17 protein-coding genes are annotated in these 20,419 nt (G+C 39.5%); 9 read left to right on the top strand and 8 right to left on the bottom strand.

The window, feature by feature from the left end; genetic code table 11:
- Positions 1-19 precede the first annotated feature (19 nt).
- Positions 20-712: a DUF6875 domain-containing protein gene (locus AC504W_RS14060; RefSeq protein ID WP_494878450.1), complete on the bottom strand. Its 693-nt coding sequence runs from the start codon at positions 710-712 to the stop codon at positions 20-22.
- Between the two features lie 634 nt (positions 713-1,346).
- Between AC504W_RS14060 and AC504W_RS14065 the strand changes: the two genes are divergently transcribed.
- From AC504W_RS14065 to AC504W_RS14085, 5 genes are all read left to right on the top strand, one after another.
- Positions 1,347-2,858: an AmpG family muropeptide MFS transporter gene (locus tag AC504W_RS14065; RefSeq protein ID WP_494878451.1), complete on the top strand. Its 1,512-nt coding sequence runs from the start codon at positions 1,347-1,349 to the stop codon at positions 2,856-2,858.
- Positions 2,843-3,247: an ABC transporter permease gene (locus tag AC504W_RS14070; protein ID WP_096577152.1), complete on the top strand. Its 405-nt coding sequence runs from the start codon at positions 2,843-2,845 to the stop codon at positions 3,245-3,247. The genes AC504W_RS14065 and AC504W_RS14070 overlap by 16 nt, the downstream gene beginning before the upstream one ends.
- 104 nt (positions 3,248-3,351) lie before the next feature.
- On the top strand, positions 3,352-3,531 hold the full coding sequence (locus AC504W_RS14075; RefSeq protein WP_096577154.1) for a DUF8624 family small hydrophobic protein: 180 nt from the start codon (positions 3,352-3,354) through the stop codon (positions 3,529-3,531).
- A 1-nt stretch (position 3,532) separates the two neighbouring features.
- Positions 3,533-4,090: a GNAT family N-acetyltransferase gene (locus AC504W_RS14080; RefSeq protein ID WP_494878452.1), complete on the top strand. Its 558-nt coding sequence runs from the start codon at positions 3,533-3,535 to the stop codon at positions 4,088-4,090.
- Between the two features lie 327 nt (positions 4,091-4,417).
- Entirely contained in the window at positions 4,418-5,176 is a 759-nt protein-coding gene (locus tag AC504W_RS14085; RefSeq protein WP_494878453.1) for a HEAT repeat domain-containing protein, read from the top strand.
- A 145-nt stretch (positions 5,177-5,321) separates the two neighbouring features.
- Here AC504W_RS14085 and AC504W_RS14090 read toward each other — a convergent pair whose 3' ends face one another.
- The gene (locus AC504W_RS14090) at positions 5,322-5,729 is read right to left on the bottom strand and encodes a phosphomannose isomerase type II C-terminal cupin domain (RefSeq protein ID WP_096577160.1); all 408 of its coding nucleotides are present in this window, start codon (positions 5,727-5,729) and stop codon (positions 5,322-5,324) included.
- Positions 5,730-6,172: 443 nt separating this feature from the next.
- Here AC504W_RS14090 and AC504W_RS14095 point away from each other — a divergent pair, with 443 nt between their 5' ends.
- Entirely contained in the window at positions 6,173-9,484 is a 3,312-nt protein-coding gene (locus AC504W_RS14095; protein ID WP_494878454.1) for a PAS domain S-box protein, read from the top strand.
- 54 nt (positions 9,485-9,538) lie between these two features.
- Positions 9,539-10,336: an HD domain-containing protein gene (locus tag AC504W_RS14100; RefSeq protein WP_494878456.1), complete on the top strand. Its 798-nt coding sequence runs from the start codon at positions 9,539-9,541 to the stop codon at positions 10,334-10,336.
- 66 nt (positions 10,337-10,402) lie between these two features.
- Here the strand turns inward: AC504W_RS14100 and AC504W_RS14105 are convergent, their stop codons facing one another.
- Both AC504W_RS14105 and AC504W_RS14110 read right to left on the bottom strand, forming a co-directional pair.
- Entirely contained in the window at positions 10,403-10,696 is a 294-nt protein-coding gene (locus tag AC504W_RS14105; protein WP_494878458.1) for a hypothetical protein, read from the bottom strand.
- 444 nt (positions 10,697-11,140) lie between these two features.
- A complete protein-coding gene (locus tag AC504W_RS14110) occupies positions 11,141-12,970 on the bottom strand; it encodes a tetratricopeptide repeat protein (protein WP_494878459.1) in 1,830 nt (609 codons plus the stop codon).
- Between the two features lie 373 nt (positions 12,971-13,343).
- Here AC504W_RS14110 and AC504W_RS14115 point away from each other — a divergent pair, with 373 nt between their 5' ends.
- Positions 13,344-13,601 (top strand): hypothetical protein, encoded by a 258-nt coding sequence (locus AC504W_RS14115; RefSeq protein WP_494878461.1) that lies wholly within the window; start codon positions 13,344-13,346, stop codon positions 13,599-13,601.
- Positions 13,602-13,790: 189 nt separating this feature from the next.
- On the opposite strand, the gene AC504W_RS14120 is transcribed toward AC504W_RS14115, so the two are convergent.
- The 4 genes from AC504W_RS14120 to AC504W_RS14135 form a co-directional block, all read right to left on the bottom strand.
- A complete protein-coding gene (locus tag AC504W_RS14120; RefSeq protein ID WP_494878462.1) occupies positions 13,791-14,504 on the bottom strand; it encodes a rubrerythrin family protein in 714 nt (237 codons plus the stop codon).
- A gap of 194 nt (positions 14,505-14,698) precedes the next feature.
- Positions 14,699-15,439: an SDR family oxidoreductase gene (locus tag AC504W_RS14125; protein ID WP_494878464.1), complete on the bottom strand. Its 741-nt coding sequence runs from the start codon at positions 15,437-15,439 to the stop codon at positions 14,699-14,701.
- 68 nt (positions 15,440-15,507) lie between these two features.
- The gene (locus AC504W_RS14130) at positions 15,508-16,824 is read right to left on the bottom strand and encodes an efflux RND transporter periplasmic adaptor subunit (RefSeq protein ID WP_494878466.1); all 1,317 of its coding nucleotides are present in this window, start codon (positions 16,822-16,824) and stop codon (positions 15,508-15,510) included.
- A gap of 587 nt (positions 16,825-17,411) precedes the next feature.
- The gene (locus AC504W_RS14135) at positions 17,412-19,238 is read right to left on the bottom strand and encodes an ABC transporter ATP-binding protein (protein WP_494878468.1); all 1,827 of its coding nucleotides are present in this window, start codon (positions 19,236-19,238) and stop codon (positions 17,412-17,414) included.
- A gap of 610 nt (positions 19,239-19,848) precedes the next feature.
- Here AC504W_RS14135 and AC504W_RS14140 point away from each other — a divergent pair.
- A complete protein-coding gene (locus AC504W_RS14140) occupies positions 19,849-20,217 on the top strand; it encodes a hypothetical protein (RefSeq protein ID WP_494878470.1) in 369 nt (122 codons plus the stop codon).
- The last annotated feature ends 202 nt before the right edge of the window (positions 20,218-20,419 follow it).

The following is a 20,419-nucleotide window of genomic DNA, read 5'->3' on the forward strand; positions in this document are numbered from 1 at the left end:
TTAATAAAAAGTTCGATATTTATTGATGTATTTCATAGAATATTAGATTATTTTCTTTTGCTATCTGTTTTTTTGCTAAATCTAGTGCTTGGCAAGCAGTTTTAAATTTGTTTTCATCTTTGAATTTTTTCCGGAATTGTTTTAAATAAGCTTCTAAATATCTAATTTGAGAATATAGATCATCAGCACTTAGAAGAAAAGGCAGATCAGACTCAACCATAAAGCGAATTGCTAACATTGGAATAGGACTGCGAAGAGGACGAAAATTGGGGTTGTGTAATCCACCCGTTTCATTACGCTTATGAAATTCTCCTAACATTAATCCTGATTCTACAAAGAATGGCTTGAGTTGCTTTTGGATACTGTCAATTAATATCGTCGCTTCTTCATTTTTTATCTCAGGAAAGATGAGTATTATCGCTTTATAAATCGATTCTTCTTTGTTTTTTGGTTCTAAATCTAGAAAAGCATTCCGATAACTTAAAACTATATCTGATATTTCCTGCCGATCTAGATTTTTAGAACGAATAACTTTCAACCTAATACAGTTTAAGTTTAGTGCTTTAGGCATAAATGGACAAACATTCCCATTCCTACCTAACTCAGGATGAGGTTTAGCTAAAAAACTTCTCAGCCAATTCCAAGTTTCAACTAAATAAGGGATATCTTGTTGCAGCTGATCAATCTCATCAGGTGTATATAGTTGCACCATATTTTAGCGACTCAATGTTATCAATTACTGGATTTTTAAACAATCATCTTGATGATAAAAACTCAACTTTTGCAAAACAAATACCTTCTATTAAGTAGATATATATATTTGCATTACATCCTATACAGGAGTAAGTTTTTACAAAATCTATTAACTTAATAAGATAAATTTGGCTTGTTTATCTACTATCTAAAGATAGATAACTCATTATTTATTTACTATAAAATAATCATCTAGCTCAATAAAAAAATAGAGTAAACAGGCGATGAAAATACCGCCATAATTATTGAATTATATGAAATTAAATAAGCATTTACTATTTAATTAATAGTTAAACTAACTACTAATAAAATAGGTTTACGAGCGCTTAAAAAGCGGCTAGTAACTGTATTGAATATGTGATTGTTTAAAATTTCTCACAATTCAACACCACAAACAGTATTTAAAAGGTGAATTCATCAAATCTTTATGTAAAAACCCATACCAAGAATTATTTTTAACACAATTATTAAGTCAACCGTTGTTTGAGCGTAAGTGAAGGTATGGCAATTTTGATAAAAGTTATACGCAACTATTCACTAACTATGGCAAGATAACTGCAATTCGCTTAGATGAGTCTAGAAATACTAAAACGATGAGAGAAATCCAAGCATTACGCCAAGCCGTCCAAAGTCGCAAAATGGGCGCGTTGTTATTACTGGGTTTTGCATCTGGATTGCCTTTGTTCTTAACTAGTAGAACATTGCAACTGTGGATGCAAGATGCCAAGGTTGATATTGGCAAAATTACTTTATTTGGTTTGTTAGCGTTACCATACTCCCTAAAATTTTTGTGGTCGCCTTTATTAGATAGGTTTGTACCGCCATTTTTAGGTGCTAGACGGGGTTGGTTGATAGTTACTCAAATTGGGTTAGTAATTGCGATCGCCACTCTCGCATTACAACAGCCTTCCCAAAGTGACCAAGTATTGCAAATTCTGGCAATCAACTGTCTAATTATCACCTTTTTAAGTGCGACCCAAGACATCGCCGGCGATGCTTACCGTACCGACATCTTAAACCCACTAGAAGCGGAAGCAGGTGCATCGGTTTGGGTATTAGGCTATCGGGTTGCTTTGTTTGTCACTAGTTCCTTAGCCTTGGTATTAGCCGATCGCCTACCTTGGAATGGTGTTTACTTACTCATGGCGGCTTTAATGGCGGGGAGTATACTTGTCACCTTATCTGCGCCCAGAGAACCACAGAGCATTAACCACCGAGAAACTGCGCCTATATCTGCCAAAGATGTAATCTTCGTGCTATTTATTACAGCGCTAGTAGCTGGTTTACTGGGAGGCGTTTTTACTGGCTTTATTGCTCTGCCCATATTTTATTGGCTATTGGCAGCTTTGATAGTCGCTTGGATAGTGTCATCATTATTATTGCCTGATGAGCTACTTGCTGAAGCTCCAGAAAACCAAGCCCCACAAAACTTACAAGAAGCAATTTTTCTACCTTTTAAAGAATTTTTTCATCGGTTTGGCTTGGCTCAAGCTGGAGTAATTCTCATTTTTATCATTCTTTATAAACTGGGTGATTCTTTGGTTGGTATTACCGCTAATTTGTTTTTGCGAGAAATTAACTTTACCAAAACCGAAATTGGGGCAATTCAAGCTGGGATAGGTTTTCTCGCTACAACTGTTGGTGTATTAGCTGGCGGTGTAATCTTAACCAAAATTCATCTAAATCGTGGTTTATGGATATTTGGCATACTGCAATTATTGAGCAACTTGGGTTATTATGCCTTAGCCGTTGCTGGCAAAAATTACTCGTTATTAATTTTGGCAGTAAATATCGAAAACTTTAGTGCCGGATTAGTCACAGTTGCTACAGTGGCATTTTTAATGAGCCTCTGCAATCACCGTTTTACAACCACTCAATTTGCTTTATTTTCTAGCTTAATGGCGATTAGTAGAGATGTTCTTTCAGCACCCGCAGGCGATTGGGCGAAAGCCACAGGCTGGCCTGTATTTTTCTTGTTAACCTTAGTAGCAGCCTTACCAGGATTGTTACTTTTACCGTTTGTTGCGCCCTGGAATCAAAAGCCAGTGGTAATATCTAGACCAGGACTTGAGGAAGAAGATGAGGATGTATGGGAAGCCAAGTAATTGTTGTTATTGGTACATTTATTCTTTTACTTACAGGTTTGTTACTTGGCTATGTCCTGTCACAGTTAGTGCTTGGATTCTTGACTTTTAATCTCTTTACTTTTTTTGGTACACTCAGCCTGATTTTAATTTTTGGGACACTTTATTACGTTCTATTTTGGCAATTGCGTCGGGAACAGTCCCAAGTTGTGCCAGAAAATATGTCCGTAACAGAGATTAACGATCGCATCACCGACACTCAACTCAAAAATAGGCTGATTGCTAAGTTAGATGGTGATACTGCTACAGCTGAACGTTTAATTGAGCAAGCAAAGCAAAATTATCCAGGGATGCCAGAAAGTTGGTATTGCGAACGAGTCATTGATGATTTAGAACGCGATCGGCGTTAAGGTTAAAAATAGAGGTTAGAGGCAGGAGGCAAGGGAAAATTCTTCAACTCAGCACTCAGTTTCTTTCTTTTGACATTTAACTTTTAACTTTTGACTTACTGAATATGGCTATATTTCGTCAATACATCGCCCCACTACTCGTAGTTTTAGTATTTATCGTTGCTTTAGTAGCAGTCAGCGCCCGCATCTTTTTGCCTGCCGATATGGCTGCACCCGCACCCATTGAAGGAACTGGGGTGATTTTACCTGCTACTGCTATTGATTTGTTAACCCTCAGCAAATAAAGTGTCTGAGCAATTAATACCAGGGTATTTGATTCGTCGTGGCTCAACATTAGAGCGATCGCTCCTAGTCAAGTTCATGCAACGAACTTACCAAGAGCGATTTCCTCAGCAAGATTTTGCCCACCTCGCCCGTACCGTCGAGCAGTATTTATCCAAAGATACGCCCTTGTGGTGGGTGGATATGGAAAAGGCAGGGGAGCAGGAGGGCAGGGGGGCAGAAGAAGTAAATAACTTTAATTCTCCCTTGTCTACCTTGTCCTCCTTGTCTCTCTCGCCTCCCCCCGTTGCTTGCCTTTGGGTAGGAAATGCCATAGATCAAGTTAATGGCGATCGCCATGCTCATATTTTTTTGCTTTATGTTATCCCAGAACATCGACGACTGGGCATTGGTAAAGCTTTGATGCAGTATTTAGAAAAGTGGGCAATAGAAAGAGGCGATCGGCAAATTGGCTTACAAGTCTTTGAATCTAACCAACCAGCTGTAAATCTCTACAACCAACTCGGTTATCACACTCAATCTCTGTGGATGGTCAAACAAATTGGGGTCAATAGTCAATAGTGAACCAGCGCGGTCTTGGGGGTTTCCCCTTTATGGGTTTTTCATTCTTTCCCCCTGCTCCCTGCCCCCTGCCCCCTGCGGTCTATTTGTCTCAAACTTAAAGTGAAACGGTATTACTGCGGTGGAGTAGAATCGGGCGCTCAGTCTGCTCCCTGCCCCCTGCTCCCTGCCCCCATGCCTCTTGTGACACTTCATATCTCCCAATTTCCCAGACAAATCTAATCATGGTGAACATAAAGTGTACAATAATCTAGCAAATACCTATCAGGCGTAGAATTATTGGCACGGGGGGTTCTTTTAAAATCCCACTTGGCATCTAAATGAAGTATGTATGACGACGATGACCTAAGCCTACTCGATCCTGACGTAGAGCTAGAAAGCCCTCTCGATAAAATGGAGCCACTAACTGCTGAGTCAGAAGTGGCAAAACCCGATCCAGAAGTGATGTTAGCCCTTCTGGAAAATCCGCAACCGCAGCAGAGAATGCTGGCGGCGCGTGCTTTTTGTGATATTGAAGATGAAAGAGCTATCCCCCTACTGATTCACCTGTTAACGGATTCATGTCCTTTAGTGCGAGTGAGTGCAGCATACGGTATTGGTCGCAATCCTAGTAAAGAAGCGGTTGAACCGTTGATTGCCCAACTCAACCACGATTGGAACGGTTATGTACGCAAAGGTGTAGTTTGGGCGTTGGGTAATTGCCGCGATCGCCGTTGTTTAGCACCCCTAGCAGATGCTTTAAGAACAGATAGTTCCGCTGTACGGTTGTGGTCGGCTAGTGCTTTAGCTCAAATGGCTGAAGTGGGTTACGAAGCTGTTGTTGGGGCAATTCCCGCTTTAATTGAAGCTTTAGTCCAAGACCCAATTTCCGCAGTTCGGAGTAATAGCGCCTGGGCAATTGGACAGTTATGCAAAGAATTGCCGTCTAATATTGTTTATGCCACAGCCATTGATGCCTTAATTCAAGCCTTTGCTGAAGACAAAGATTTAGGCGTGCGAGAAGATGCCAAAGCCGCACTACTCGGCGTAGGCGACCCTCGTGGCTTACAGCTAATCGAAACTTTGGAACAAGAAGGATGGTTTTAAGTAAGTCAAAAGTCAAAAGTCAAAAGTTGCTTTTATAGCTGTAGTTAAATAAATGAGGTAATTGCTGATTATTCAAAGCTTTCATGCAACTGAGTTTAAACTCAGCACTTGGTTATAACCATTGACCATTGACTCTTGACTATCTTCACTTATTTTCCGATGGTGGTTTGATTAAGTTGAGGTCATAAGGACGTTCAATGTCATCCTCACCCAAATATTCACCGTTTTGAATTTCTAAAATTACTAAGGGAATTAAGCCAGGATTTTCCACTTTATGTAATGTTGCAGCTGGAACGTAAGTAGATTCATTGCGGTTCAGCAATACTTCTGTCTCTCCACAAGTTACCTTGGCCACACCAGATACTACAACCCAATGTTCATTGCGATGGTAATGGATTTGTGGTTTAATACCATGCCTGGGCTTAATTTCCACGCGACTAATTCTATAGCTATCACCTTCTTCTATTACCTCCACGTTACCCCAGTATCTCGCACCGGAATGTGAAGATAACTCATGGCTCGTAGATTGCTCGTTGTTATCATTTTGAGTCATAAACAAACTGCTCAACGACGACTATTACTATTGTTTAGTAATTTAACGCACATGAGTTGACAATTTGCCACAATAACTGCTGTTAGTTAGTTGAGGACATCAACTCAGCAAAAAAACCCAGTTCACAAAGCTTTTTACCCTGTTCTCTGCTTTTAATTCAGTTAAATACATCTTGTCGCAATCGCTGTATTGCAATTAAAGTCAGGTTGGTAATCCGAAAAATTCGGTCAAAGCCTGATTTTTACGTTGTGGACATTGCCTACCCTAGATTTATTCAGTATGGTGCAAAATATTAGTTAAAATCCTGCTTTTAATAGATAACAAAAGAAAAATATTAATTATTCAATGTTAATTGATGTATTTTTGGTACCAAAACATTTTATTAACTGTAAAACAGGAAGCTAATAACTGTATAAGAATTTTGTAGAGAATGAGGAGACGCTTTGACTGAAGACAAGAAATCACGGGAAAGCGAAATCAGTGAGGTGACGGGGGCGGTAGTTGGTCAGAGAGATTTCAATTTGCCTGAATTTATGATTGCATTCGGTGAAAGTTTCCTGGAAAGCATTACTGATGGTTGTTGGTTTTTGGATCGGGAATGGCGTTGTATCTACATGAATCATTGCCAGATAAAGTTATTTGGTATTGACCAAGAGAATATTTTAGGTGAAAATTTTTGGGAATTATTGCCGGAGACAGTTGACAGCATACTTTACAGGCAATTACATCAAGCAGCATCCGCACAAATTTCGGTTAATTTTGAATATTTTCATCTCAAGTCGCAACGTTGGTTAGAACATCGCGCCTATCCATCGGCTAACGGGATATATGTCTTAACTTTTGATATTACCGAAAAGCAAGCTGTGATGGGCGAACAGGCGCAATGTATTAGCGATCGCCAACGGGAAGAACAGCGCAAAGCAGCACAATACGCTGTCACTCGCGTTTTAGCTGAGGCGACCACTTTAGTTGATGCTGTACCCGCAATTTTGCAATCTTTGTGTGAAAGTCTGGGATGGCAATTAGGGGTGATTTGGCAAGTAGATTCTCACCAAAATATTTTACGTCACGTTAATAGTTGGCAATCACCAAGTAGTAATTTACAAGCCTTCATTGCAGAAAATCAGCAAAAGACTTTTGCACCAGGGATGGGACTTCCCGGTCGGATTTGGGTAAGCCATCAACCTACGTGGATTTCCCAAATTAGTGAAGACAAAAATTTTACTAGAGGTGCAACAGCAATTAACAGTGGTTTAAATACAGTTTTTGGCTTTCCCATCCTTTTAGGGGATGAGATGTTAGGTGTAATTGAATGCTTTAGCAGCCACATTCAAGCACCAGACGAAGATTTGTTGCAAATGATGGCAACAATTGGTAGTCAGATTGGGCAATTTATGGAGCGCAAACGCACAGAAGTAGCACTGCGAGAGAGCCAAGAATTATTTCAGAGTTTTATGCAGCATAGCCCAATTACGGGTTTTATCAAAGATGCAGATGGAAGATATGTTTATGTCAACGCACTTGTAAAAAGACTTTTCAACTGGGAGCCAGCAGATTTAATTGGCAAGACAGATTTTGATTTATTTCCCTTAGAAACGGCTCAACAAGTGCGTAGTCATGATTTAGAAGTATTACATAATGGGCGACTGATTCAGTATCTAGAAACAGTGGAATTAGAGGATAGGGAATATCATTTTATGACCTTTAAATTTCCCTTCCAAGATGCTGGGGGTCGTCAATTAGTTGCGGGGATGTCGATTGATATTAGCGAACAGCAAGCTGCGCTACGCGATCGCATTCAAGCAGAAGCAGCACTGAGTGAAAGTGAAGAAAACTTACGTTTAGCATTACAAGCTGCTCGGATGGTGGCTTGGTCTTGGGATGCTCAAACAGGCATAATTCACCGCTCTGCTAACGCCTGTGATGTTTTAGGATTACTCCCGGAAATGCTGACTGCATCAGGAGAAGAGGGTTGGAATTTAGTTAATCCTGATGATCTACAACAGCACCAAGCTAAAGTCCAAGAAGCGATCGCCACTCAAGGTAGTTACATTTCCGAGTTTCGCTTTTTGCGTCCAGACAATGGCGAAATGATCTGGGTGGAAGACCGAGGACAGGTAAATTGCGATCAGGCGGGAAACTTGATTAGTGTCAAAGGCGCATTGTTTAATGTGAGCGATCGCAAACAAGTAGAAACTGCACTGCGACTAAGGGAAGAACGCTTCTCTACGCTGTTCAACGGTATGGAAGACTGGGTGTTAGTCTATCATTTGACCAGCGATTTTCAACCAGGACAATTTATTGAAGTCAACGAACAAGCTTGTAAAAAGCTGGGTTATGACCGAGATGAACTACTCACAATGTCGGTTGCTAAAATTATCGATTCATCCTCTATCAATGCTAAAACGGGTATCGAGAGGCTGTTAGTCGAACAGCATATTGTTGTGGAATCAGTTCACACCACAAAAGACGGACAACGGCTTCCCGTGGAAGTGAGTGCAACGCTGTTTACACTCAACGGTTTGCCAACTGTCCAAGCAATTTGTCGAGATATCACAGAACGCAAACACGCAGAAGCAGAACGGGAAAAACTATTAAAACAAGAACAGTCTGCACGGGAAGCAGCGGAAACCGCCAACCGGATTAAAGATGAGTTTTTAGCTGTCTTATCCCATGAACTGCGAACACCCTTAAATCCGATATTAGGATGGACACAACTGCTACGTTCCCGAAAGTTAGATGGGGAAGCAACAGAAAGAGCTTTGGTAACAATCGAGCGTAATGCTAGATTACAAACTCAACTAATTGAAGATTTGTTAGATATTTCGCGGATTTTACGTGGCAAGATAGTTTTAAATGTAGCAATGATCAACTTAACTACTACCATTGAAGCAGCCTTAGAAACGGTACGCTTGGCAGCAGAAGCCAAAAATATTCACATCCAAACTTTATTTAGTCCTGATGTGGGACAGGTTTCAGGAGATGCGGGACGGCTGCAACAGGTGATGTGGAATTTGCTCTCCAATGCAATTAAATTTACACCCGATGATGGACAAGTAGAAATTTGTTTAGAGCAAGTTGGCAAACAGGTACAAATTCAAGTCAAAGATACAGGTAAAGGTATTAATCCTGAGTTTTTACCCTTCGTATTTGACTATTTTCGCCAAGAGGATAGTACAATAACGCGCAAATTTGGTGGCTTAGGCTTGGGACTGGCGATCGCGCGTCACATCACAGAACTGCATGGTGGTACAGTCAACGTAGAGAGTCTAGGCGAAGGTTTAGGGGCAACATTTACAATTAGATTGCCTGTAATTGCCGATAATTTGGCATATAGCCAAGACGATAAAACATCAGTACAGGACATCAATCTCAACCAAATTAAGATATTGACTGTAGATGATGATGCTGATATGCGAGATTTACTAGTTGCTATTCTCAACATGTATGGCGCAGAAGTAAAAGTTGCAGCATCGGCCGCAGAAGCATTAATTTTATTGGCAGAATACTTACCAGATGTTTTAATTAGTGATATTGGTATGCCAGATGTCGATGGTTATACCTTGATGCAGCAAATCAAAACTCAATTTCCAGAAAAATACAGGCAAATTCCGGCTATTGCTTTGACAGCCTATGCGGCTGAGTATGATCAACGCCAAGCACTCGCGGCTGGCTTTCAATTACATCTTGCTAAACCTGTGGTTCCAGAAGAATTAGTTAGGGCGATCGCTTCAGTTATTCATGCGAAAGCATAAGATTCCCGAATTCTTTGATAAGTCGGGAATTTCAGCCTCATTTATCTACTTAAAATGCAAACAAAAGCTGCTTTACCAATGACGCTATTAGCAGGCAAGAATACTTTGCCAATTATTCAAGCTTATTTTGAATTTAATCATCTCAAACAATTATATCGTCAGGGCTGGTTACAACACGGTATTGAGCCTAAGTATTGTGAAAGCATCGCTGAACACTCGTTTGGTGTTGCTCTACTAGCATTATTTTTAGTAGATATTTATGCAATTAAAATAGATAAAACTAAATTAGTCCAGATGGCTTTAATTCATGACTTAGGAGAAGTTTATGCTGGTGATATAACTCCTAGGGACAACGTTGATAAACCAGAAAAATATCAGTTAGAAAGAAATTCTTTGATTTTGATTCTAGAAAAACTCCCTAATTGCTCATACTGGATTGATTTGTGGGAAGAATATGAGCAAGGTAATTCACCTGAGTCTCAATTTCTGCGGCAAATTGATCAATTAGAAATGGTTTGCCAAGCCAGTGTATATGAACATCAAGAATTAGCTAATCTCTCGGAGTTTTTTACATCTACCGCGCAGGTATTTCAAACCCCGCAACTTCAATCTATATTTCAAGCTTTAGAAACATTAAGAGATAATTGCGATGACATTTCGCAGCAGCCTCAGTTAAATTGCCAAACTATATGTAATGACTGTGCTTTTCATGTCAAAACAGAATCAGTAATAGAGTGCATTCATCCTGATGAATCTGATGTTAATTGTGCAGTTGTGACTTTTTGCAGTTCCTTTCAACCCAGTGAAGAAATTGATAGTCCATGTGTGACTTTTGGCATTGATGAGGAATAATAGCAAGAGAAGGGTAAAGCGATCACGCCACCCTTCTCATTAAGAATTACACTACACTAATTATTTTTAATTTTCATATTCTTGTTGCTGATTATCTGTTGGTCTATTAGTTTCTAACAGACGGGAAATAAACACATCTGGTTTTCTACTAATCACAGATATAACTTTATCAATGGCAACTACTTCACTGGTTTTCACAACCATTTCCCATAAGGTATCTTCTTCTGTATCTTTGTTATGCGTTCTGTGTTTAAAACATAACAAATCATCACAAACATTGATAATTGTTGCGAAATACCACTTGTCTCGTATTAATAGCCAAATTTCTTGCTCTAAGTAATTTTGGAGAATTGATTTCACAATAGTTTAGAGGATTAAAACAATGTCGTAAATACTATTTGGGGATGAGTTATTGAGGCAACAGGGAAAATACTTAATTGGGATTAAAGATAATACTACAGAAAAATCTGTATGTAGTCGGATTATCTTACCAATGCTTTGATGAATTTTTTGTATAAAAGATAGCTAATTTTTTGCCAAATCTTTAGCTGGATATTTGATGTTGTGATATTGCTGTGGTTAGAACCATCAAAGTGAGTATTTATACTTTAAATTTTATGGCAAAATAAATGGCGGATGCTTGATTTATATCTGCTCTCCGCCTTTCCCAAAAAACAACAAAACTATACGCTAATCAATCATAATAGCTGAGAAATCTATGTCAAACCACTAATTTACCAAATAAACATAGACTTTATGCAAAAACTGTCTTAATCTAGCTAATTAAGCAGAAAATTTCCTCGCTTAGACGTTAGATTTTAGTTGAGCGATCGCTGTTAACATTTGTTGATAATACTCAATATTTCCTTCTTGATAATAGATATTGGCAGATTGTTGAAAATCAGCGATCGCACCTTGAAAATCTTCTAGTTGGCGATAGACATCAGCACGTAACATATAAGCTGAAGCCCAATGAGGTTGACGTTGCAAGGCTTGGTTTAAGTCAGTTAATGCGCCTTGTAAGTCGCCTAACAGCAAACGACTGCGTCCGCGATGATACCAGTCTTCGGCAAAACTGGGGTCAAGGACAATGGCTTGATTGTAATCAGCAATTGCACCATGATAATCTTGCAGAGCATAGTAGGCACTGGCGCGATCGCTGTAAAATGCTGCTGAGTTGGGGTTAATCTGCAAAGCTGTGGTGTAATCGGCAATTGCACCATGATAGTCTTGCAAAGCATAGCGCAGGGAACCCCGATTGTAATAAGCCTCTACTAAACTGGGGTTGATTTTGATGGCTTGATTGTAATCGGCTAAAGCTCTTTGTTCAGCGGCTAAAAGGCGGAGGGCATTACCCCGGTTACAGTAAGCTTGAGAAAAATCAGGATCAATTTTGATTGCTTGGGTGTATTCTTCTACTGCTGCGAGATAATCTTGCAGCGCTTCGCGGGCTAAACCACGACCATAGTATGCTGTAGCTAAATTAGGTTTGAGTTGCAAGGCGCGATTGTAATCTAAAATGGCTCCTTGATAATCGCCTAAACAACGACGAGCCGTAGCGCGATCGCAATATCCTTCAGCATATTCGGGGTGAATTTGCAAGATGTGATTGCTATCGGCGATAGTGCCTTGATAGTCACCCAACTGACAACGGGCATGAGCCAGAAAACCGTAGACTAAAGCTAAAGTCGGATTTTTAGCTAGTGCTTGTTCATAATCGGCGATCGCACCTGGATAATCGCCTAAAGTTGCCCGGACTAATCCCCGTTCGTAGTATGCTTGCACATCATCAGGATTTAATTGCAGAGCTTGGTTAAAATCTGCGATCGCCGCTGGATAATCTTTGAGGTAAGCACGAACAAGTCCGCGATTGTAGTACGCCTGGGCAAAATATGGGTTAATTTGTAAGGCGCGATTATAATCAGCAATTGCACCTGGATAGTCGCCTAAAACATAGCAAGTATTACCTCGATAATGATAAGCTTCCACCAAATGAGGATCTAGCTGTAATGCTCGTTCATGATCAGCGATCGCTTGCTCATATTCTTCTAAAATATGGAAAATATTCCCTCGACTGCTGTAAACGGCAGCATACTGGGGGTACCACTGTAATGCTTGCTGAAAATCTGCTAATGCACCTTGGTAATCGCCATTTTCGCTGCGAGCTACACCCCGATAATGAAAAGCTCGTGCTATATCAAAATCTATATGTGTCACTAACTCAGGATTAATCTCGATCGCTTGGTGGTAATCAGCGATCGCTCGATCATACTCTCCTAACGCACAGTAAACATTTCCGCGACCGTGATGGGATTCTGCTAAGTTGGGATTGATGGCTAATGCCCACTCATAATCAGCGATCGCTTCTTCGTAATCTGCTAGAGAGTAAAGGGTATTGCCTCGGTTATGATAAGCTTCAGCAAAATTAGGTTTAAGTTGAATTGCCTTGTCGAAATCGGCAATTGCTGCACGATAATCTCGGAGTGAGCTATAAAAAATATTGCCGCGATTATAATAGGCTTCAGCAAAGTTAGGTTTTAGCTGAATCGCCTCTGTGTAATCTGCGATCGCTCCTTGAAAGTCTCCTTGCAAATTTTTGTTAAACCCTTGGTTAAAAAAGTCGTCAGCATTCATCTAAGTTTAATGGGCTGTGAAACTCCCGTCCCCTAATTTTAGGATGGGGTGCTGTTTTGTATCAATTGACTTCAGCGGATTTTCACAATTGCCGTTGTAAATATAAACTAGCAGCGACTACGATGCAGCAGAAATACGTGTAAAATCCGACTCATGCCCAAAATCAGTATAAGTATTTTAATGTTTGTCTTTTTATTGTGTTGTAAAATAACAATCCGTTTGATTTATGAACTGACTCGTAAACAGATATAAAACGGCACAGGCAATAAATAAATTTGTTAACAACTTATTTATGTTTTCTATAGTTACCCAAAAGGTTATTCATAGCAAAACACAGTAGAATTTTAGAACAGATAACAGAGGTACTCAACCAATGAATATTTTGGTAACGCCTGAAGATGAGCAACTACATAAATTTCGCAGCGAACTAGGAAAATATACAAATACTCAAGAAGTGATTAATACACCATTGAAAGTAATAGAAGAATATTCGCACCGTCCCGCAGACATAAACCAAAAAATAACTGTAGAAGATGAACATGCTTGTTGCCAAATGTTCAGAGATCGCTCAATGGCTGAAGGGTGCAATTATACAGAATATTACATTTATTCTGAGTTAGTTGAAAAATAGTGTAATAGCTAGTGTAGATAAACAAGAATTTTACAGTTGCTGAGTATTTTACTGTAATTTTCTATTAACTAAATGTGCAGATGAAAAAGAGACGAAGGATTAGAGACTAGGGACTAGTAATTTCTACTCAGCCAATCTTAATCAGAGAAAAATCCTTGTTCCTAGCCTCTAGTCTCTAATCTTTATATCTTAAGCCGCGACTTTTTCTTCTAGTGGTTTAAAAGTCTTTTTGGTAGCGCCGCAAATTGGACATTGCCAATCATCAGGAATATCTTCAAACGGTGTACCCGGTGCAATTCCCGAATCAGGATCGCCAGCCACCGGATCGTAAATCATACTGCATTGACGACAAATCCATTTGCGAGTTTGAGGATCATCACTTGCTATTCTGGTGACTGCTTGTCCACCATTTAAGACTTCTAATGCTTCAGTGTAGCGATCGGCGTGGTAATTTTCGATAAATTTAAGCAAGCCAAAACGGTGTGCGGCTTCTCGAAATGTATCGGCGTGTTCGCCAGATTCTTGTGCTTGTTTGAGAAATTCGGCGGCGGCTGGATTGTCGCGGTCACTTTGTGCCGCTGCGGCAAATTCAGGATACATTGTAGTGTATTCGTAAGTCTCACCTTCAATGGCTAAAGATAAGCAACGAGAGACAATTTGCTGTTTTTGTTCATCAGTTAAAGCAGCAGGATCTTCAACCACTAGTTCTGGATGCAGTAACTGAAAATGAGCAAAAGCATGTTCAGTTTCTTGTTCTGCTGTTTCACGAAAAAGTTTTGCTAAATCCGCAAATCCTAATTTACTGGCAACTTTAGCGAAAAACAAATACTTGCGGTTAGCCATCGATTCACCACCGAAGGCTGCTTCTAAGTTATGCAGAGTAGTAATGTTGGATAAATCCATAGTGTTGAGATACCTATCAGCTAATATTGCCTAGCAAAAAAACAGGCTTTAAATCAGGTTAATGAGGAAATTTTGTATACCAGAAAACCTTTTATACAAATTTTTTTACGCTCATCATTCTTTACCTGTTTTGCCTGCTGTTCCAGGAAGATTATAAAACTAAAAATTTGCAACATTTTTTATTGACAAATTTCTCAAACAGCCCCGCCATTGACGCGAATATTTTGCCCAGTTATCCAACGTGCTTCCTCACTAGCTAAAAAAGCCACCACATCGGCAATTTCTTGGACATCACCCAGCTTGTTAAAAGCCGACATTTGGGCTAAACGATTGATTTGTTCTGTGGTTTTACCTTCACGGAACAGTTCTGTATCTGTTGGGCCAGGAGAAACAACATTCACCGTGATGTCCTTCGCACCTAACTCTTTAGACAACACCCGCGTTATCTGTTCCACTGCGCCTTTAGTTCCTACATAAGCACTGTAGGTTGGTAACATCATCCCTGTGGTGGATGAAGAAAAATTAATAATTCTGCCACCTACTGCTAAATGCTGTGCAGCTTGTTGACAGGCAAAAAAAGTACCTTTGACATTGACCGCAAAAAGTTTGTCAAACTCTGCTTCAGTAATTTCTGTAATTGGCTTGTAAATAATTGTGCCAGCATTGTTGACCAAGATATCAACTTTGCCAAAATGGGCAATTGTTTTTTGAAACAGTGCTTCAATATCAGCTACATTCCCCACATCTGCTTGGATAGAAATTGCTTGCACTCCCAGTTGTGCGATTTCTGCAACAACTTCCTGGGCTTTGGCTACATTTCCCGCATAATTAACTACAACAGATGCACCTTGATGAGCTAATTTTAAAGCGATCGCTCTACCAATTCCCCGCGATGCACCAGTTACAATTGCAACTTTCCCTGTTAAAGCTGCCATATATTAATCCTGCTTTACTAGCGATAATTTGCTCTTAAACTAACGCACCAAGGTTAAATTTACCCACACTAAGACTCAGGAACGATAGCCACACCATCCCGAATATTCAGCAACCCTGAGATCATAATTTCATCTTCCGGCTGTAATCCTGCCAAAACTTGGTAATAGTTATTTTTGATATTGCCTAACTTCACGCGCCTTTGTTGAGCAACTAACTGCGAAACTCCTTGAGGGGTTGTTTGTGGTTTCGCCACATAAACAAAAGTTTCACCCGCCACACGAGTTACGGCTGTAGTCGGAATTAACACCCCTGAACGCTGACTCCAAATCACTCTTGTCCGCACTAATTGACCAGCCCTTAACTGCCCTTGGGGATTATTAAACAGTGCTTTAATTAAGATTGATGGCGGTTGATTGCTCACATTGGGAACAATTAAAAATACTCGACTTGTACCCAAAACTTGCCCTTGAGAATTCATAATTTCCACAGGCATTCCCTTGCGTAATTTGGGGCCGCGCTCTAGTGGTAGAGTTAAAGCAACTTCTAACGGTCGGTTTTCAGCAACAGTCATGAGTCGTGAAGAAGTCGTGACAAAATCACCAACTTTTACCGAGATATCGCCCACAGTACCACCAAAGGGTGCAGTAATTTTGTCATACTGAAGTGATGCTGGTGGTTGTCTACTATTAATATCGGCTTGCTGGATAGCATTTTCCGCCTGCAAGATACTAGCTTTTTGAGCTTGAATTCGAGAATTCACCGCATCAAGATTAGCTCTCGCCGTCGCCAGTCTGTTAGCAGATAAATCCTTAGACTGTCGTGATATTGCACCTTGGTCTGCTAGGTTGGCAGATCTATCGTAATCTAATTGATTTGATTGCACCTCAGCCAACTTTGATATCCGTTCTACTTCCAAAGCGCGGAGTGTGGCGCGAGCGCTTTCTAGTAGTGCTGCGGTTGCTTGGGTTGAACTATTGTTGCCTAGGGCTGTTGGTTGTTGGGCTTTATAATCTATTTGGATAATGGGTGTACCTGCGGTGATAGTCTGTCCCGGCTTGACAAATATCTGGGTAATTTGTCCGGGAATTCTCGACTGGAGGTTGATGGAACGCCGAGATTCTAAAGTTGCAATATAGTCTGCACTTTCCTCAATTGTGCCTAATTGCACAGGTGAAATTTTGGCTCTTACTCCTGGTGTTTGAGCATGAGTTGACGGTGTTTGAGGTACAGGAGTAAGTAAACGCCAAGCGATCGCCACTCCACCCCCGACTATGAGTATTAAAGCTAATAATAATCGCCACCAGCGCCATTTATTTTGAGGTGGTTGTTCTGATGTTTCTGGAAGTTCTTTTTCAAAATCAATTTGAGGCTCAGGGGATGTCATGACTTATCAGGTTACTAAAAATACAGTAAATAATTTTCGGTCTGTTGAGATGCAATTTACTGATACAGCATGAAGAGCAATAATAAATTATATGTTAGCTCGTCCCAATATACAGCTTTTTTTGATCAGGTCTAATCTATCAAAAGGTTAATGATAAAAATTGAGAATGTGATACCTTTTTGAACTGTCTTGTTAGTTATTGTAGAGCATCTTTGAGTCTTGCTAAAATAATCGATTCATATCCTATTTATCAAGTATTATCTGTTACAACTATGTGAGAATTTGCAAGCCAGGATTAGCCATAATACCAATTCGTAATTCGTAATTCGTAATTAATCAAGTCAGACATGGCATAGGTTTCGGGGTTTGAATGTGTTGCCTCATTTGAGAGAATTGGTATAACGCAATATATTTCTCGGTATTAAAACTTAAGCTTTACTTAATAAAGTATCTAGAAAAAATACTTTGACATCAAGAATAAGCGACAGGGATAATTGAGACAGACAAGTTTTTATTGGTATCATTAGGAACTTCTAATTATGTTGGGTTCAGCTATGTTCTACCCAAACTATAGGATTAATTACGAATTACAAATTTTCTTCAGATACCCCGTAATGTTGTGCCTGCATATTCCACAAAGTTGTATATTCACCGCCACGTTGTAAAAGTTCCAGATGAGTGCCATCTTCAATTAAATGACCAGCTTTGAGAACTAAAATTCGGTCAGCCATCCGTACAGAAGCGAGTCTATGAGTAATCAAAATTGTAGTTTTACCCTCGGCTAATTCAATAAAGCGTCGGTAGAGATCATATTCGCTGCGAGGGTCGAGTGCGGCAGTTGGTTCATCTAATAGTAATAGTTGGGCTGATTGACGCACAAAAGCACGAGCTAAAGCTAACTTTTGCCATTGACCACCAGAAATTTCCGTACCGCCAAATTGCTTTCCCAGTGGTGTATCCTCTCTAGTAGTAAAATCATCAACTAGTTTAGCTATATCAGCTTTTTCGATTGCATATCTGAGAATATTTGGACTTTCTAAAGCAGCTAAATTTCCCAAAGCAATATTTTCTCCCAGAGTCAGCGCATAATGCCCAAAATCTTGAAAAACACCAGCTATTTGCTGCCGCCACTGTTCTAAATTTAAGTTTCTTAAATCTTTTCCATCAACTAAAATACATCCTTTTGTTGGGTCATATAATCTAGTCAAAAGTTTCACTAAAGTAGTTTTACCCGCACCATTTTCTCCAACAATGGCAACTGTTTCTCCCGGATAAATAGTAAAAGAAATATCTTGCAGAGCTAAACGATTATCTGGGTAGGAAAAGTCAACTTTCTCGAAAGTAATACCTGACCGAATAGGAGTTGGCACTTTCTCACCAGGTATACTTATTTGCATCGGGACGGGACTGTCGAGAAAATTGAAAAACTGCTGCATATAAAGAACATTTTCTAACAAATCTACCCAATTAGCGACAAATCTTTCGAGATTATTTTGAAAGTAAGTCAATGATTGTACAAATAAAAGTACACTACCAGGACTGAAATCGCCACGAAAAGCTTTCTGTACTACCCAGTAAAAAGCAAAACCATTTCCCAACGTACTAAGAATAGCTAAAGTAGATGACCAAAATGCTTGTTTTCCTCGCAGATGGCGCATCGTTTGATGTAAAGACTGAAACGCTTGTAGGTAACGTGCGATAAAAAATGAACCTAGCTGAAACAACCTAATTTCTTTCGCATAGGTATCAGTCAGCATCACCGAAGTGTAATATTGCATTCTCCGCGCTTCAGGGCTATGTTCAAATAAAGTTAGCCAAATAGTTTTGCCATACTGAGAAGAAACCACTATTTGGGGTATAGTTGCGATCGCAATCACTAATGGTATCCAAAAAGCTAGGGGAACTAATAGCCCAACTATCACTATCAAAGTCACAAAAGAACGACTTAATTCCACTAAATTTTCTAATAAACTCAGCGGTTTATAGCCGATTTGTTGTTGCAGAAGTTGTAACTCATCATAAAACACAGAATCTTCAAAACGACTCAAATCTGCAAAACTATCAGCTTTACTCATTAATAATAAGCTAATGTGAGCCGTTAACTTGTCATTGAGATCTCCTTGAAGTGCAAATACCCAAGGATACAGCAATGTCTCTAGTAACAAAGCTCCCACCCATCCTGCTACCAAAGGTACAAGCATTGCATACCCTAATTCTCTCCCAGATGTTAAAGCTGCTGCTACCGTATCTACTACTAATTTGGTAATCCAAACACTAATAGCTGGAAGAAACCCTTGCAATAAAGTGACAGCAATCAAAAATATCATTTCTCTCGGTGCTGCTTTCCATAGCAAAGGTAGAGAACGAAATAAAGCTTTAGTGTAGTCTGCAAACCAAACTCTTAAGTCGCTCATCAATTAAACCTAATTATTTATGTGGTATTAAGTGAACCCCACCTTATCTCTGTTGTGTATTAGTCTACATAGCCGTGTTCAAGCTAGGTTCTACATCAGTTCCCCAATGCAGCAAGTTATATTAGAGTCTATCTCAACAAAAAAACATCCTACTTAAGAAAGAGCAAGATTAAGATTCCGGGTAAAAACTATACTACTTAAGAAAGAATAAAAAACTCTAGAAAAAGATAATGTTAGAGAAGTCAGATGATCAAAACAAGACAAGTATTTTGCTAAAAGTAGCAAACGTTTTATCAAAGACAAGGTTTTAGGGAACCTCAATTTTATCCATGAGTTCCCATCACTTATTTTACAGTGATTTTGACCATTTGTGGATTAGTAAAACTCTGAATTAAAAGCTGAGTGTTTTTGTTTAACTATACCTGTGTGGGTATATATAGTTAAGCATTAACCATTGTCTTATTTTCTAGTCATCCTTCACATCTACCCGTTCTAATATCCATTCTTAGATGAAGGCTAGTTGATGTACAAACATCATCAAAGCTTTCACAAAATTGAATGCAGATTTGCCAATAGGCTCATAAATTGAAGTTAACAGGAGTAAGTGACGATGCTTGCAGAAAAAACACTGACCCAACAAACAATAGATATGCGTTTGGAAGACAAAGCAGACAAATTAGAACAACTTTTGTTATCTGATGAAGAAATAGCAGCTTTAGAAAAATTGGCAATGCCAGGAATGTTGGAATCTGAGACTCAGCAAAGATGGTTTGCTAATTGCGGCGGATGTGGCGGATGTGGAGGCTGCGTTGGATGTCGAGGCTGCATTGGATGCGTTGGATGTCGAGGCTGTGGATGCCGTGGATGTGGAGGATGTCGCGGATGCGGATGTCGTGGATGTGGAGGATGTAGAGTTAGTGAAACTGGCTCTATATCAAGTGTGCCAGATGACAGTGATGATTTCGGATTTGGATACTAAATCGTATGGAGAGAGAATAACAATTCTAGAGCAATCTTAAATCATTGGTGAATACATAGATTCCCGAATTCTCAAATAATTCGGGAATCTGAATCCAACTAAATATTCATAAATTAAGATTGCTCTAGCTACGAAAACATAGAATTTTATTCTCTACATTTCGCTAAACAAAATTGCTTTTTTATCTTTTTTTGTGGAGCTT

This window comes from Nostoc sp. C96 (genome assembly GCF_059384975.1).

What these genes read in the sequence shown, in the direction of transcription:
- AC504W_RS14130 (WP_494878466.1), bottom strand. Translation starts at nt 16,824, where the DNA reads ATGACATCCCCTGAGCCTCAAATTGATTTTGAAAAAGAACTTCCAGAA.
- AC504W_RS14075 (WP_096577154.1), top strand. Translation starts at nt 3,352, where the DNA reads ATGGCTATATTTCGTCAATACATCGCCCCACTACTCGTAGTTTTAGTA.
- AC504W_RS14110 (WP_494878459.1), bottom strand. Translation starts at nt 12,970, where the DNA reads ATGAATGCTGACGACTTTTTTAACCAAGGGTTTAACAAAAATTTGCAA.
- AC504W_RS14125 (WP_494878464.1), bottom strand. Translation starts at nt 15,439, where the DNA reads ATGGCAGCTTTAACAGGGAAAGTTGCAATTGTAACTGGTGCATCGCGG.
- AC504W_RS14085 (WP_494878453.1), top strand. Translation starts at nt 4,418, where the DNA reads ATGTATGACGACGATGACCTAAGCCTACTCGATCCTGACGTAGAGCTA.
- AC504W_RS14065 (WP_494878451.1), top strand. Translation starts at nt 1,347, where the DNA reads ATGAGAGAAATCCAAGCATTACGCCAAGCCGTCCAAAGTCGCAAAATG.
- AC504W_RS14090 (WP_096577160.1), bottom strand. Translation starts at nt 5,729, where the DNA reads ATGACTCAAAATGATAACAACGAGCAATCTACGAGCCATGAGTTATCT.
- AC504W_RS14140 (WP_494878470.1), top strand. Translation starts at nt 19,849, where the DNA reads ATGCTTGCAGAAAAAACACTGACCCAACAAACAATAGATATGCGTTTG.
- AC504W_RS14135 (WP_494878468.1), bottom strand. Translation starts at nt 19,238, where the DNA reads ATGAGCGACTTAAGAGTTTGGTTTGCAGACTACACTAAAGCTTTATTT.
- AC504W_RS14060 (WP_494878450.1), bottom strand. Translation starts at nt 712, where the DNA reads ATGGTGCAACTATATACACCTGATGAGATTGATCAGCTGCAACAAGAT.
- AC504W_RS14120 (WP_494878462.1), bottom strand. Translation starts at nt 14,504, where the DNA reads ATGGATTTATCCAACATTACTACTCTGCATAACTTAGAAGCAGCCTTC.
- AC504W_RS14100 (WP_494878456.1), top strand. Translation starts at nt 9,539, where the DNA reads ATGCAAACAAAAGCTGCTTTACCAATGACGCTATTAGCAGGCAAGAAT.
- AC504W_RS14070 (WP_096577152.1), top strand. Translation starts at nt 2,843, where the DNA reads ATGGGAAGCCAAGTAATTGTTGTTATTGGTACATTTATTCTTTTACTT.
- AC504W_RS14115 (WP_494878461.1), top strand. Translation starts at nt 13,344, where the DNA reads ATGAATATTTTGGTAACGCCTGAAGATGAGCAACTACATAAATTTCGC.